Source organism: Chryseolinea soli, assembly GCF_003589925.1.
Classification (GTDB): Bacteria; Bacteroidota; Bacteroidia; order Cytophagales; family Cyclobacteriaceae; genus Chryseolinea; species Chryseolinea soli.
This window is the reverse complement of sequence record NZ_CP032382.1, coordinates 4,878,290-4,893,964: the sequence shown is the minus strand read 5'-3', so window position 1 is coordinate 4,893,964 and position 15,675 is coordinate 4,878,290. Positions and strand designations below refer to the sequence as shown.

The 15,675-nt window shown below is 52.3% G+C and carries 9 protein-coding genes, 1 pseudogene and 1 riboswitch; of the genes and pseudogenes, 6 read left to right on the top strand and 4 right to left on the bottom strand.

Features of this window, described 5'->3' with window-relative positions; all coding sequences use genetic code 11:
- The first annotated feature begins 122 nt into the window (after window positions 1–122).
- From D4L85_RS20715 to D4L85_RS20700, 4 genes are all read left to right on the top strand, one after another.
- Window positions 123–2,615 (top strand): hypothetical protein, encoded by a 2,493-nt coding sequence (locus tag D4L85_RS20715; RefSeq protein WP_119756100.1) that lies wholly within the window; start codon window positions 123–125, stop codon window positions 2,613–2,615.
- A gap of 1 nt (window position 2,616) precedes the next feature.
- On the top strand, window positions 2,617–3,864 hold the full coding sequence (locus D4L85_RS20710; protein WP_119756099.1) for a hypothetical protein: 1,248 nt from the start codon (window positions 2,617–2,619) through the stop codon (window positions 3,862–3,864).
- Between the two features lie 27 nt (window positions 3,865–3,891).
- Complete coding sequence (locus D4L85_RS20705) at window positions 3,892–4,260, top strand: hypothetical protein (RefSeq protein WP_119756098.1); 369 nt, start codon at window positions 3,892–3,894, stop codon at window positions 4,258–4,260.
- 62 nt (window positions 4,261–4,322) lie between these two features.
- Window positions 4,323–5,666: a hypothetical protein gene (locus D4L85_RS20700; protein WP_160143884.1), complete on the top strand. Its 1,344-nt coding sequence runs from the start codon at window positions 4,323–4,325 to the stop codon at window positions 5,664–5,666.
- Between the two features lie 135 nt (window positions 5,667–5,801).
- Here D4L85_RS20700 and D4L85_RS20695 read toward each other — a convergent pair whose 3' ends face one another.
- From D4L85_RS20695 to metH, 3 genes and pseudogenes are all read right to left on the bottom strand, one after another.
- Complete coding sequence (locus D4L85_RS20695) at window positions 5,802–7,253, bottom strand: tetratricopeptide repeat protein (protein ID WP_119756096.1); 1,452 nt, start codon at window positions 7,251–7,253, stop codon at window positions 5,802–5,804.
- Window positions 7,254–7,288: 35 nt separating this feature from the next.
- The gene (gene metF / locus D4L85_RS20690) at window positions 7,289–8,245 is read right to left on the bottom strand and encodes a methylenetetrahydrofolate reductase [NAD(P)H] (RefSeq protein WP_119756095.1); all 957 of its coding nucleotides are present in this window, start codon (window positions 8,243–8,245) and stop codon (window positions 7,289–7,291) included.
- Between the two features lie 72 nt (window positions 8,246–8,317).
- Window positions 8,318–12,124, bottom strand: a pseudogene (gene metH, locus D4L85_RS20685) (methionine synthase).
- Between the two features lie 38 nt (window positions 12,125–12,162).
- Window positions 12,163–12,288, bottom strand: a riboswitch (SAM riboswitch).
- 61 nt (window positions 12,289–12,349) lie between these two features.
- Here metH and D4L85_RS20675 point away from each other — a divergent pair.
- On the top strand, window positions 12,350–13,243 hold the full coding sequence (locus D4L85_RS20675; RefSeq protein ID WP_119756093.1) for a Ppx/GppA phosphatase family protein: 894 nt from the start codon (window positions 12,350–12,352) through the stop codon (window positions 13,241–13,243).
- A 13-nt stretch (window positions 13,244–13,256) separates the two neighbouring features.
- Here D4L85_RS20675 and D4L85_RS20670 read toward each other — a convergent pair whose 3' ends face one another.
- The gene (locus tag D4L85_RS20670; protein ID WP_160143883.1) at window positions 13,257–14,078 is read right to left on the bottom strand and encodes an outer membrane beta-barrel protein; all 822 of its coding nucleotides are present in this window, start codon (window positions 14,076–14,078) and stop codon (window positions 13,257–13,259) included.
- A 239-nt stretch (window positions 14,079–14,317) separates the two neighbouring features.
- On the opposite strand from D4L85_RS20670, the gene D4L85_RS20665 reads away from it, so the two are divergent.
- Entirely contained in the window at window positions 14,318–15,628 is a 1,311-nt protein-coding gene (locus tag D4L85_RS20665; protein ID WP_119756091.1) for a PorP/SprF family type IX secretion system membrane protein, read from the top strand.
- Window positions 15,629–15,675 lie beyond the last annotated feature (47 nt).

Here is a 15,675-nt window from a genome sequence, read left to right as displayed (position 1 = left end):
ATTACCATGTGCGGTCTCATAACCTCAATCACCCTTTAAGGTGAATTTCACCCTAAAGGGTGATTGATAACGGTGAGGCATCCGGCCAATTTTATCCCAGCAAATCATCAAAACGTGAAATCATGAAAAGTACCAATGATTACGTTGTATCTTCCGGAGACTACGAAACGCCCTTCTCAGATGAATCCCTGTTGATGGAACGACCCGAAGAAACGAGTCCAACCCCGGAATTCTATTCTTCATCATCCGAGTTCGAAAGTCCGTTCTCAGCCACATACAATGCCGAAGACTCCATTTCGCTCAATCAACCCAAAGCCGAAGCTTTTGTGGAACTGTTGGCTGAATTGAATCACGAAGATTTCAAAGAGTCGTTAATGGCCATGGCGGGAGAGATCGAAGAATCGGTTATCGCCCGTTTCAGTTATGAGGGGTCCCATGGCAATCACTATCCGTACCTGAAGCAACGCACGTCAGAATACATCGCCCCCCTGCTTCGCGAAGTCGATGCCGTGATCGACCGTGCCAGCCAGGCCGTGTCGTCGCGTGAGTTTGAGGGGCTGTCGGCTGAAAACATCGAGCGGTTTGTAAATGAGATGGAGTTTGAATACACTGAACAACTCTCTCCCGCACAGGAGCAATTTCTGGGCGGACTGGTCAATAAAGTAAAGAGCGCCGTAAAAGCGGGCGCAAAGTTGGTGAACAAGCTCAACCCGATAAACCTGGCGTTGAACAAACTGAAAGGTCTTATCAAACCGTTGCTCAACAAAGTACTGAATACACTCGTTGGCAAGCTGCCACAACCCCTTCAGCCTTATGCCCGGGACCTGGCCAAGAAATTTCTAAAACTCGAAGTCCCCACGCAAGACGGCGCGCTGAACAACAGCAACGAAATGTTTGCCGGCGAGGATTTTGAACAACTCTCCTACGAATTCGATCTCCGTATGGCCAACCTGGTGTTCGCCAACGACGAAGTGGAGAGCGAACAATTTGTGAACGACTATATTGAAGAAGGCGAGCACGAAGATCCCGCCTACGAAAACGCACCCTCCCTCGATGAAGCACGCCAACAATTTGTTGACCAACTGCGCCGGGGCGAAGACGTTCAGCCCGCCTTGGAACAATTTCTTCCCGCATTATATCCTGCCATCAAAGTAGCGCTATCGTTGGTGGGACGAAAGCGCGTCATCAATTTTCTGGCCGGACTGCTGGGCAAGCTGGTTGGCAAATATGTGCCGGCCAATATTGCCAAACCGTTGTCGGCCTCCATCGTTGATCTGGGTTTTAAAGCCCTGGGTTTCGAAACAGCTGACCAAAATAACGAGTCGCTTGCCTACGAGGCCATTGCCAACACCGTCGAGGAAACCATCCGCACCCTGGGCACGGAAGACGAAGGCATACTCCAACAATTGGACGGCATGTCCGACTCGGAAGCCATCGATCAACTGGCCGAGCATGTGTTGCCGGCCTTTAGCAAAGCCGTCGCTAATAATTTTCCGGGCACCTACATCAGGAAATCAATACAACCCACGCGCGAGCCCGGCGTATGGGTACTGATGCCTCGGAGGCGCAGACGCAAATCGCACAAACGGTTCTCCCGCGTTTATCCGGTAACACTTACCGCCGCACTGGCCGAAGGGATAAAAACTTTTGGCGATGTGTCGCTAAAAGATTTTGTAAAAGACACCATGGGACAGGACCTGGCGCAGCCCATCAACGTGCGGGTTCACGTCTATGAAGCCATACCCGGCACCACCCTCAACAAGATCAGCCTATACGATCGTGCACCCGGTTTAGGCACGGCCGACAAGAGCGCAGCCGTGCAACTTCACCCCTTGTCGGTGCAAGCCGCCACGGCATTGTTGAACGATCCGGGGATCGGCAAAGATGTTGCGCCGGAGTTTACCACCTCGCGGGAAAAGATCACGATCGGCCAGCGTTTCTTTTACATGGAAATGCCCGGAGCCGTCGTGCGGCGACCGAGAGTCCATCGCCGCCTGCGCCGTGCAGGGGTTGGCGTGCAGAGAGAAGCCCAGGTAGCGGCGCGCTCCAGCGACATACAGGCGGTATTCAATTTTGTAAAATCAGAAGTCGTGTTAAACTTCTTCTTTAGCGAAGCCGGCAGCAACGACGTGGTAGAGAAACTGAACCGCCAGGATTGGATCGGCGCATCCGAATCGCTTCGCAAGGCGCTGAAGAGCAAACTCAACAAAGCCCTGTTGAAAAACATCCGGTCGAAAGTGAAAATTGTGCATGAGGCTGTGCCCGAATTGTATTTGCGTCATGTGCCGGACAGCGAGGAATTTCTCGGCGGCTTCAAGAAGATGGCCATGGAGAAGATCATTGAGAAGGTCACGCAAAGGCTGTTGGGCAAGGCGTTTGAAGGCGTCAAAACATTTTTCAAAACACGCGCCAAAGAATTCAGCGACGCCCTGGCCCAACCCGACGATGGAGTGACGGTGCGCATCACCTGGAAGAACGTGGCGGGTATGGCCCAGATCCGGGCCGTGATCTCGCTGCTGCGGGGCGAAGGATCGATCACCAACCTGGGTGGCATCAGCATGCCGTCGTTGCCCACCCCAACCCTGACCATACTGGCCGGCAAAAACTTTATATAAGATGGTGACCACAAAGACAAACGCCGTCGATCAGATCAAAAACCAATGCAGTCATTGGATGCAGGCTGCCGCGCGCCTGGCCCGTCTCGAAAACCTAGCTTCGGCGGCGGCCTGGAACGGTGTGAACCGGGACGTGCGCAACCTGATCATCCAAAGCCTGACCGCCTCGATCGACCGCATCAAGAGTTTTGGCCAGCAACTCGAGGTGCAACTTCAAACCGACGCCGACCACGACCGCCTCCGCCGTTCGTTGTTGAGCCTCCGCCAGCAATACATCAACACCGAAACCACCGTACACTTTTTTACGGACGCCCTCAACAGTCGGACCAACAACGCCATTGCCACCCTCCTTCGCGCGTGCGATGTTCTTTGCACCCGGAGCATGGAGGGCATACTGCCTGTCCTCGGCAAAGAAGTGCCGCCCTGCTTTACGTATCTCGACCGGGGTTTGGGCGCCAGCATTTTGAAGAGCGGTCTGCGTTTGTGGGATGGCAGCATCAGTCCCGTGGCAGCGATCAAGATCACCTTTCACAATTTATTTCGCCCCACGGCCACGATACACGAAACCGGGCACCAGGTTGCTCACATATTGAACTGGAACAACGCATTGGCCACGCAATTGCAGCAACAACTTCATCCCTATAATCCCTTGGTTGCCGCGGCCTACGCCGGTTGGGCCAGTGAAATTGCTGCCGACAATTTTGCCTTTGTTCACACGGGCTATGGGGCCGTAGCCTCCCTGCACAATGTGGTGGCCGGATCGCCCGAAAGCGTCTTTGCTTATCACGAAGGTGACCCGCATCCCATCTCCTATCTGCGCGTACTCCTCAACATCGAATGTTGTCGCACCTTCTATGGCCGCGGACCGTGGGATGAGCTGGAGGAAGCCTTTAAGCAAGATTATCCCATCGATCGTTATAACTATACCTCCACCCGCATGATCCGGGCTTGCCAGCGCGTCTTGCCTAGGGTCGTCGATATCTGCCTGACTACGCGCTATGACGCTTTTGGCGGCCGGTCATTGGTTGATCTGGTCAATCCGGTTCACGTGAGTCCAGAGCGACTGGAGAAATTTCAAGCCACTTCCGGCGCAATGCTGCAGTCACACGCGTGGATTCATCAGGAGTGTTTAAAGTTGCTGGCGTTGGCGGGCTATCGCATCGCCACAATGGATGAAGCGCCGCAGGAGGAATACAAGCGGCTTGAACTCTGGATGAGGAACCTGGGGACAACCACCGGCGAAAATTAAAAGCATAACAACATAAAGCTATTCACCATGAGCACAAAAATGAAAGAACTTGAGGATGACATCAACCTGGTCAATCAATCCATAACCGACATCGAAAAAGAGATAAATGCCGCCAAGGGCAAGGGGGATGGCAAACTGATGATCTTGCTCTTGAAAAGTAAAGAAGAAGCCGTCGGTCTCCGGGAACGATACTTGAAAGCGCTATCGCTTGAGCGATACAATTCAAGCTCGGGTGTAGACCATTCCGACTGCGCAGCTTACGACAAAGCAAACCTGACGTATGAGCAAACACGCAGTCACTATATCAAACCCGAAAAGAAGTATACTCCCCCAGCAACCGGAGCGCCCGGTGCAGCAACCGGGCTTGCGACGGCTTCAGTAGAAAGGAAGAAGTAACCATCAACCCGGAAGGCAACAATAGAAAATCGACCAACTAAAAAATTAAAAATCCTGACTGTATGGAATTTATAGATCACCTTATTTATACCACTAACACCGAAAGCGTTAGGGTTAACCGTTCATATCCTTCTATTCGCAGCGATTTTGCAGCCATCGTTGTGCCTCCTCCTCTGGGCTTACCGGGAATGAACAGCACACCACCGGTGCCACCCACCCCATTGCCTCCCATTCCTTATACAAATTCCTATGCGTTAGAGGTCCAGGAAACTTTTGTTTTCTATGAAGATCCTATCGTGATCGACAAGGCCATTCAAAAGCACTGGTCTGACATCACGAACGGACCGATTAATTTCCCCGTCGATGCCAGCAATACGATTCAGGTGTTCAATCGCGATGATGCACCGCCGTATCATATCATTTACGCCTACCTGATCGAGAACACGCGCATCGCACAAATTATCGAAAGGCTTATCTATCTCTACCAGCACGATGAAACCCTGGGTGTGGCAAGCCCCGATGTGGTGATGCATCAAAACGCCATGCAGTGGATCATGAACACAGAAAATCTGTTCTATAAAACCCTCTCCAATACCAGTTACCGGAACATCACCAGCAACGTCAGGCCCAATGCAGAATCGGCCCGCCGCAATGCCTATTTCAGAATGTTTGGCATCGACCTGGCCTTCGAAAACACCAACAACCTCGACAGCGGCATTGCACCCTATTTTAAAGCAAAGGCATCCAACAAGGACTTTATCCCGCTGTTTGAACAGTTCCTGGGCGAACTATGGCAGGCCTACATCAACGCGCAAAACACCAGCGGGGCAAACTCGACCGACTACCAGCGCATTATCGACCTGGCTACAAAAATCCGGGAAATGATGCTCTCACGGCGCGGAAGTGCTGGCAACCTCACACTGAATAATTACCGGTTTATGAACTTGTCGAGAGAAGAATATGCATCGGTGGGCTTCGTGTCGTGGCTCTATTTTATCATTGCGTACAACAGCCCTTTGGTAAATTTTCTAGGATGCCAGGGCAACACCGCCTCCGAGCGGCTGGTCAATATCGGCAAGAAGGTGGGCATCGAGGCGCACAGCAAGGCGCAAGCCCTATTCGATATGGCGCCGTCCGCGGCTACCCTTCTGCGAAACATCGAATTCGGCTCCTTCGAGCTAACGGCGCCCGACACCTGGATCCGAACGGTCATCGAAAGCCAGACCACCAACGGAGGCCCCGCTGCCTCGCCGGCTCAACGCGCCGCACTCATCGATATCCTCACGGTGATCAACAATTGGGAGAAGGCTACCGGTCATAAAATAAAAAACCGCGAGTCGAACGTGGTGGGGACCGTACGCATCGCTCAATTGTCACGCAATGGGAACGGCGTAGGTGTGAATTAGTTTTAAGCGCTAAACATAAACAATTGAAATGGCTTCCCTTCTCGTGGCCATTTCAATTGTTTTTTTTCGATTATAATGGAGAGATTGCCGGCAATGTTCTAAACCAAAAGCACCAAGGCGCAAGGAAATGCGGCGTTAAAGTTTTCGGTTGTTTTCCAATTTCCGGTTGATGGTGCGGATAACGTCGTCCAGTTCGTTGGCGGCGTTTTCGAGGCGCATGAGGATTTCTTCGCGGTCGTGGTGGAGTTCTTTTAGTTTTGCCAATTCTACCAGTCCGAGTATTCGCGCGAGGGGACCTCTCACTTCGTGGGCGGTGAAGAAGGCGTATTCGATCAGCTTTTGGTTTTGTTGTTTGATCTCTTCGGTGCGTTCCTGCACCATGGTCTCGAGGTTGGCGTTGATCTTATTGATGTCGGCGTTGAGTTTTAGCAAGCTCTCCTTGGCCAGGCGGTTGGTCTTGTTGAGATTGAAGAGCTTGAAGCCAAAGATGATGGACAGGATGAGGATGAGGCTGACGCCGATGATGGCCACATATTGCCGTCGTATTTGCTGACGCTGATAGAGCAACTCTTGTTCCTTGTGTTCGAAGTCATAGACCATCTGGAGGGATGAAATCTGTTGGGACTTGAGTGCGTCGAAGATCTCGTGTTCCAGTTGATTGGCGCTGTTGGTGTAGCGCAGGGCCGAGTCGAGGTGGCCGGTGGCCGTGAAGTAGTCGGCGAAGATCTTTTGTGTTTCCATCTCGTTGCTCTTGCTGGCGGCTTTGCGGGCCAGCAGCAGGGCCTTGCGCAAATAGGCATACGATGAATCGAACTGTTGCAAGGTGAGGAAAAGCCGTCCCAATTGTTTGTAGCCGGCGATCAATTGCGCGTTGTCGCGGGCCATTACGGCATAGCGAATGGCGTCGTAATAGTTGGCAGAGGCGAAGGGATAGTTTCGCTGGCGTGCATAGACGTTCCCAATCTGCAGCAGGGCGTAGCTGGTGCCCCAATCGTCCTTCATTTCCTGGTAGCGTTGCAAAGCTTCCTTGCAGAAGCGCAGCGCGGTGGCGTAGTTTTTTTCGTTGGTGTAGTATTCGCCGAGGGCCAACGTGGACGTGGCTACGCCGGCGCTGTCGCCGATCTCGCGTTTGAGCCGGAGCGAGCGCATGGTGAGTTCATAGACGCGCGTAAAATCCTTGCGGGCCATAAAGATGAGGGCGATGTTGTTGAGCACCTTCGACTGCCCGCTCTTGTCTTTTAACGCATCGTAGATCTTCAGCGCGCTATAGGAATATTCGATGGCCTTCTCGTGCTCGCCACGCTGGAAAAAAATGCTGCCGAGAATTTTGTAGCCTTCGGCCAATCCTTTGTCGTAGCGCTGCGCTTGTGCGAGGCGTATGGCCTCCGAAACAAATTTCTCGGCTTCGGTAACGGACAGCTGCGTGTAGGAGAACGCAAGCTTGTTCAGAATGTCGATGCGGGCTTCACCCCCCGGATTCAGGGGGAGTACTTTTAGAAGGGAATCGATTTTCTGCGGCTGGGCGTGTGCCTGGCCGACTGCTAGCAAGAGCGCGATGGCTATTGCGCAAGGCAGAATCGTCTTCATGTAAAAGCCTCCTAAAAACAAGCGCCAAAGATACGCTAAAATAGCTCTTTTGCTATCCTGTAGATAGGGTCAGATTTGCCCATCGTGTAAAAATGAAGTGTTGGCACACCTTTTTTCATCAACTCCTTCGATTGTTGCACCGTCCACTCGATGCCCACCTCTTTTACGGCTTGGTTGTCTTTACAATCTTCCACCGCATCGGCCAACGCTTCCGGTATGTCAATGTGAAAGGTTTTGCTGAGAATGTTCAACTGCGATTTCGTGGTGAGCGGCTTGATGCCGGGAATAATCGGCACGTTGATGCCTGCCTCGCGACACTTGTCCACAAAGGCAAAATATTTTTCGTTGTCGAAAAACATTTGGGTCACAACGTATTTCGCGCCGAGATCGACTTTCAGTTTCAGGTACCGAAGGTCGTTCTTCAGGTTGGGAGCCATGTAGTGTTTTTCCGGATAACCGGCCACGCCGATGCAGAAGTCGGTGGGTGCGGCATGCAGCAGTTCGTCGTCGAGGTAGATGCCCTGGTTCATCTTCACCACTTGCTGCAGCAATTCCGACGCATACATGTAGCCATCGGGGTCGGGCACGAAGCGGGACTCGGTCTTGATGGGATCGCCCTGGAGCACGAGCACGTTGTCGATGTCCAGGAAGTCGAGGTCGATGAGCGCGTTCTCGGTCTCTTCGCGGCTGAAGCCTCCACAGATGATGTGGGGAACGGTGTCGACTTTATAGTGGTTTTGTATGGCGGCGCATATGCCTACCGTGCCAGGACGCTTGCGGGTGGAGCGTTTCTCCAACAGGCCGTTCTCTTTTTTCTTGTAGACATATTCCTCGCGATGATACGTCACGTCGATGAACGGCGGCTTGAACTCCATCAACGGATCGATGTTCTTGAAAAGATTCTTGATGTTCTCGCCTTTCAGCGGGGGAAGAATTTCGATGGTGAATAAGGTTTTGCCGTTTGCGTTGGCAAGATGTTCGGTAACTTTCATCGCGGGTTAATTAGGAGAAAGGGTTAATGTTTGGTGATGCGTGGATAGGTTTCTTTCTGTTGTCGTCCACCGTTAAATGTCGTAGCTCAGGTTAGGCGCCAGCCATTTTTCAATTTGTTCTACAGACATGTTCTTGCGTTTGGCATAGTCCTCCACCTGGTCTTTCTCGATCTTGCCCAACCCAAAATATTTGGAATGCGGATTCGCAAAATAGAAACCGCTCACCGCCGCACCGGGATACATGGCATAGGATTCCGTCAGGTTGATGCCCACTTTTTCGGCTTGCAGCAAATCGAACAGCAGACGTTTCTCCGTATGATCGGGACACGCAGGATAGCCTGGTGCCGGTCGGATGCCTTCGTAGGCTTCGTCGATCAATTGCTCATTCGTAAGGTGCTCGTTCGACGCATAGCCCCACAGTACCTTTCTCACGTTTTCGTGCAACGCTTCGGCGAAAGCTTCGGCGAGGCGGTCGGCAAGGGCTTTGGCCATGATCTCGGCATAATCGTCGAGGTCTGCCTTGTGTTGGGCGATCCACTCATCCAAGCCCAACCCTGCGGTGACGGCAAACATACCGAAGTAGTCTTTGCCGCGCTCGGGCGAAATGAAGTCGGCGAGACAGAAGTTGGGAAGGTTTGCCGCTTTCTTGTTCTGCTGACGCAGGAAGTGGAAGGTGGCAAACGGTTTGTCCTGACCCTCTTCAAACAGATCAACATCGTCGCCGGTGTTCACAGCCGGATAGATGGCAATGACACCGCTGGCCTGCAGTGTTTTATTTTTGATGAGATCGTCCAACATGGCGTTGGCATCATTGAAGAGCTTTTGCGCCTCCACGCCGACGACGGAGTCCTTTAAAATACCGGGGTAACGACCGGCCAGCATCCACGTTTGGAAGAAGGGCGTCCAATCGATATACTTCCGGATCTCTTCCAGGGGATAGTTGATGATCTCCTTTCTTCCGGTGAACGTGGGCTTCACGTATTTCACTTCCGCCCAATTGATGTTGGACTTGTTCTTCCGGGCTTCGGCCAGGGGAATGTAGTTCTTGGCCTCTTTTCGTTTCTCATGGTCGGCGCGCAGCGTGACATACTCTTGTTTGAAGCGGGCCTTGGAGCTTTCGCGGGTTTGTGTGCTGATGAGTTCGCTGGCTACGGGCACGGACCGCGACGCGTCGAGCACGTGCACCACGGGGCCATCGTAAACGGGATCGATCTTCACGGCCGTGTGAATGCGCGACGTGGTCGCCCCTCCTATCAGCAAGGGCATTAGAAATTTTTCGCGTTGCATCTCTTTTGCCACGTGCACCATTTCGTCCAGCGATGGCGTGATGAGGCCACTGAGACCGATGATGTCGACCTTCTCGCGCTTTGCCGCTTCGATGATCTTTTCCGGTGGCACCATCACCCCGAGGTCGACCACGTCGTAGTTGTTACAGGCCAGCACTACCCCGACAATGTTCTTGCCGATGTCGTGGACGTCGCCCTTCACGGTGGCCATCAATATTTTTGCCGCGGCCTGGTGTGTTGTGCCGCTGAGTCTTTTTTCTTCTTCGAGGAACGGCGTGAGATAGGCTACTGACTTTTTCATTACCCGAGCGCTCTTCACTACCTGGGGCAAAAACATTTTGCCCGCGCCAAACAAGTCGCCCACCACGTTCATGCCCGACATGAGCGGCCCTTCGATCACAAAGAGCGGACGCCCGTATTTCACGCGTGCTTCTTCCGTATCCTGATCGATAAAATCGATGATGCCTTTCACGAGGGCGTGTGTGAGGCGTTCTTCCACGGTGCCTGAACGCCATTCGTCGTCGGCTTTCTTTTCCTTGGTGGCGCCCTTGAAGGTTTCGGCAAATTCCAGGAGACGTTCGGTGGCGTCTTCGCGGCGGTTCAGCAGCACGTCTTCTACCCGCTCCAGCAAATTCGCGTCGATGTCGCTATAGATCTCGAGCATGGTAGGGTTCACGATGCCCATATCCATACCGTTTTGGATGGCGTGATAGAGGAAGGCCGAGTGCATCGCCTCGCGCACTTTCTGGTTGCCCCGGAAACTGAACGACACGTTACTTACCCCGCCACTGACGTGGGCATGGGGAAGATTTTGGCGGATCCACTTGGTGGCCTTGAAAAAGTCTAGTGCATAGTTCCGGTGCTCTTCGATGCCGGTGGCCACCGGGAAAATGTTGGGGTCGAAGATGATGTCTTGAGGCGGGAAGCCCACTTCGTTTACCAAAATGTCGTAGGCGCGCTTGCAAATGGTGATCCTTCGATCGTAGGTGTCGGCCTGGCCGTCTTCGTCGAAGGCCATCACGACAACGGCCGCGCCATAACGTTTCACCAGCTTGGCCTGGCGTACAAATTCCGGGATGCCGGCCTTCATACTGATGGAATTGACAATGCCTTTGCCTTGAATGCACTTGAGACCGGCTTCGATCACTTCCCACTTCGAGGAGTCGATCATGACGGGCACGCGCGAGATCTCGGGCTCCGAGGCCATGAGGTTTAGATACCTTACCATGGCGGCCTGTGAGTCCAGCATGCCTTCGTCCATGTTCACGTCGATCACTTGTGCGCCGCCGCGTACCTGGTCCAGGGCCACTTCCAACGCTTCATCAAACTTGTCTTCCTTGATAAGTTTCAGGAACCGCGCGGAGCCCGTCACGTTGGTACGCTCGCCGATGTTAACGAAGTTCGATTCGGGGGTGATCTCGATGGCCTCCAGGCCACTTAACTTCAATTGATAATCCATAGACATGTTCTAAAATTTCGTGGGCCTGTGTGGCGTCTTAAAAGGGCTGTGCTTTACAGCGTTTCGTATAAGGATTCGTATTGTTCTATCTCTGTTGATCAAATCTTCCGGTTAGCTGGCCTCTTTCAGGCTTTCCTTTTTCCGTGGTGTATAGCGCGCGGCGATGGTGGCGATGCTGCGGATGTGATCCGGTGTGGAGCCACAGCAGCCGCCTACGATGTTCACCAATCCTTCTTTGAGGTATTCTTCCACTTCGGCGGCCATCTCCTCGGGCGTTTGGTCATAGTGCCCGAACTCGTTTGGCAGACCTGCGTTGGGATATGCGCTGACGAAGAAAGGAGCTTTCTCATCCAAAACCTGCAGGTAAGGACGCAAGGCGGCCGCCCCCATGGCGCAGTTTAGCCCGATGCTGAGCAAGGGCACGTGCGATACCGAGATGAGGAAAGCATCGGCCGTTTGGCCCGACAATATCCTGCCGCTGGCATCGGTGATGGTGCCGGAGACCATGACGGGGATCTTACGGCCCATCTCTTCAAATAGTTCCTGGATGGCAAACAACGCAGCCTTCACGTTGAGGGTGTCGGTTATGGTCTCCAGCAACAACAGGTCCACGCCGCCATCCATCAATCCTTTGGCTTGTTCCTTGAAGGCAGCGGCCAGTTGGTCGAAGGTGATGGCGCGGTAGCCGGGGTTGTTCACATCGGGCGACATAGACGCCAGCTTGGTGGTGGGGCCCATGGAGCCGGCCACAAAGCGCGGCTTGTGTGGTTCTTTTTGCGTGAACTCCACCGCCACTTCCTTGGCAATGCGGGCCGACTGGTAGTTGATCTCATAGACCAGGAATTCCAGGTGATAGTCAGCCTGGGCCACCCACGTGCTGCCGAAGGTATTGGTTTCGACGATATCGGAGCCCGCTTCAAAATACTGGCGGTGAATGTCTTTGATGATGTCGGGACGCGTGATGCTGAGCAAATCGTTGTTGCCCTTGAGGGGATGCGGGTGATCCTTGAGCTGTTCGTTGCGAAAGTCTTTCTCCTCCAGCTTGTGTCGTTGGATCATGGTGCCCATGGCGCCATCCAGGACCATGATGCGTTCTTTCAGAATGTCTTCGATGTTCATAAAGCCCTCCTTCATAGTTTGTTGTGCTATCCAGAGAGCCCGTGGAGTGGGTTTACTTATCTTTTCCCATCTGCCAGCTGGCGGATGGAATGGGATTTAGCACAACATTCCGGTTTCGATTTCGGAATAGGATGCTAAGACTTCTTCGGGCCCGTTCCCTCAGTCTTTCTGGATAAGCAGTGCAAAGAAAAACAATAAGTGCTTAAAATAAAAAGCCAATAGCTTAATTTTGAGCTGATAATGAAACTAGCAGCCATCGACATTGGTTCCAACGCCATCCGTTTTCAGGTATCCACGGTATTGGACAGTTCCCCCACCCTGCTTTTCAAGAAGCTGGAGTATGTGCGCTTCCCGCTCCGTCTTGGTCACGACGTGTTCACTACCGGCCGTATCAGCGACAAGAGCATTGGCAAGTTCAAGAAGCTGATGACGGCCTTCAAGCTGCTGGTGGACTTATACGAAGTGGACGATTATATGTTTTGTGCGACGTCGGCCATGCGCGAATCGGAGAATGGCGCTGAGCTTGTGCACCAGGTGGCCAACGAGTTGGGCGTGATGATCCACATCATCGACGGGAACCGCGAGGCCGAGCTCATCAACCGCGCCATACATTCGTTCCTCACCGAGAAGACGTATCTGCACATCGATGTGGGCGGTGGTAGCACGGAGTTGAACCTCTATGTGAAAGGCAAAAAGATCAAGACCCGTTCGTTCAAGATCGGTTCGGTGCGCGTGCTGGAACGCAACGACTCGCCGGTGATGTGGGAAGACATGGAGCACTGGGTGAAGGAGCACATCAAGAAATCGTTTGGCAAGGTGACTGCCGTAGGTACGGGGGGTAACATCAGCAAGATCTTCGAGTTGGCCAAGATGAAGCCCGGCAAAACCATCTCGCGTCAAAAAGTAAAAGACATCCGTGACATGATCGAGGGTTTTTCATTGGAGGAACGCATCTACAAACTGCAGATGAACCCCGACCGCGCCGATGTGATCATTCCCGCCAGCCGCATCTACATTCAAGTGATGGAGTGGGCCAATGCATCGTCTATTCTCGTTCCCGAAGTGGGTTTGAAGGATGGCATCATGATGTATCTCTATGAGAAAAATGTCTCTCAGAAAAAGATCGAATTCTAAATAGCGCCTTTAACTAGCGCTTTCTCATCTTGCCGGGGTTTTTCCGGTCGATCGTGCTCTTGCCGCGCTTGCGGTTTTCGGTCTTCAAATCATACAGGTACGCGACAGAAATACGGAACCCTTGATTGCGCGATTGAAGCGGGTCTTGAAAATAGGTCTGTGTAAATGTACCGTTGCTTTTTGCGAGGTAAGTGTGTCCCAACTCATAGCGGATGGTGACCATGAGGCGCTGGCGCAATCCCGGTTCAAAGACCGCTCCGGCGACCAGGTTCAGTCCAAGTTGTAAACGATTCGGGTTTTGCACATTCATCTCATCCAAACCCTGCGTGGCGGGGTCCTTGTTGAATACGATCTTGTATTTCTGTTCTGAAAAATTATTTTCTTTCAATTCGCTGTTATAGACCGTGCCTTTACCGCCGAGCCAATAGCTGACGTTGGGACCAATGCCAAGAAAATATTTGAACTCTTTTCCCTTACCGATCTTGCCTTTGAAATCGACCGTGTAGCTGATGGGCATGTCAATATAGTTGTACCTCGAAGTATTTTTAAATTCAGCATCGAAATCAGCGCCTTTGGGGTCGCCTTTCAGCACTCTGCCTTTGGTGGAATACAAAAGGGACGCATGGAGAAAAAAACGCTTGCGCACCAGGAACGCCAGGTGGCCGCCCGCGTGAAAACCGAAAACAGGCGACACGTTGTAGACATCCTTCAGGTCTTTGTCGCCAAATGACGTCCAGGAATAATTACCCCCGATCTCGGGGCCTACCAGGATCTGCGAAAAGACAGGGACCGTACAAAAAAGAACCAACAGTGCACTCGAAAAAAAAGCTTTCACTTTAGACTTGGATTTCAGGTAGTTAAAAAAATCAGTACAAAAATAATGCAAAGCCCATAAGTTAAAGAAGATAGGCTGTCAATAAAAGCAAAAAACGTTGTATATTCGTGAGTTTACGGTGAATCGACCGCTTACGGAAGCCGGTTGAGATGCATGAATAACTATTTTTTTGGCTGGCATGGGATGCTCGGTTCGTTTTTTGGAGTGACTTTTACGCCTCTGCCCATATAAAGAAGTGAATGCGCAATTTTTTTAACTGTTGTTTTGGCTTGCTCTTTTTGTGCGGTACTTCTGTATTCGCACAAAACTACCCTGTCTATAACAGTTTTTACGTCAATCCCTTTCTGTACAATCCAGCCGAAGCCTTGACGGAATACACGCAGATTTACGCCCTTTACCGCCAACAATGGACCAACGTGGAGGGTGCGCCCACCATCGGTGCCCTCTCGGTCACCTCCATGATGAACGAATCGCGCGCAGGCGTGGGCGGCAAAATATCCTCCTACAAAAGAGGGTTGCTGAACACCACGGATTTCTCGCTAACCTATGCCTATGGAATTCCCATGGGGCAAAAAAACTGGCTCTTTTTGGGACTTTCGGGCGGGGCCATTTCCAACACCATCGACATGACGAAGGTGAGCGACCCCAACGATCCGGCCATTGCCAATTACCTGGCCAATAATTTTCAACCGGCGGCTGGTTTCGGGCTCCTCTATCGTTCGGGCTCCGGCCTCAACGTGGGGATCGCATTGCCGCAGATGTTTCCCTCCAAGTTCAACAGCGACGCCAGCTTTAACAGCACCACCGTTTCGCCTTCCGACAACGTGTTTGTTTCCATCTATTACAAACGCAAGGTGGAAAGCCGCATTGTGAGCAAAAGCAAAGGCGGCCTGAAGCGCAGCGTGAAAACACAAGAAGCCATTGCGCCCCTGGAGTTTTATTTCAACTATAAGTATTCGAAATTTGGCAACAGCCAGTTTGAATTTCTGGGGAAGCTGAACCTCTCGCAACACTTTTGGATCGGCGGTTCATACAAGCTACCCTATGGCTTCACGGGCAACCTCGGCATCAACACCTCGCGTTTTCTCATCGGCTATTCCTACGAGCCGGGCAACCAGCCGCAGAATGGATTTTCGCAAGGAAGCCACGAGGTCATTCTCGGTTTGAAGTTGGGCAAGCCTAAGAAGTTCAAACGTGTTGCCCCCGTGCTGCGCTCGACCCTGGTGAAATCACCCAACGAGAAACACACGGCGCGCTTCCAGGAATCGACAGAAGATCCGAATGCCATCAACCAGACCACCGAGGAAGCGAAGAAAAAATACTACGTAGTTATCCGGATGTTCAACGACTTTACGGCGGCCGACGGCTATAAGCGCAAGCTCATCGGCGACAAGTTCAACGCCGAGATCTTCTACAACCCTGCGGATAAAAAGTATTATGTGCACGTATTGGAAACCACAAAAGCCTCGGAGGCCCACGAGGAAGTGCGGAACCTGAAGACGTATACCAAACTGAAAGAGGCCCGTGTGCTCATTGTGACGACGAAATAGCAGGATTGGGATGGGCGCGGGGTTACATTTTAAAGGATAGAATGCAT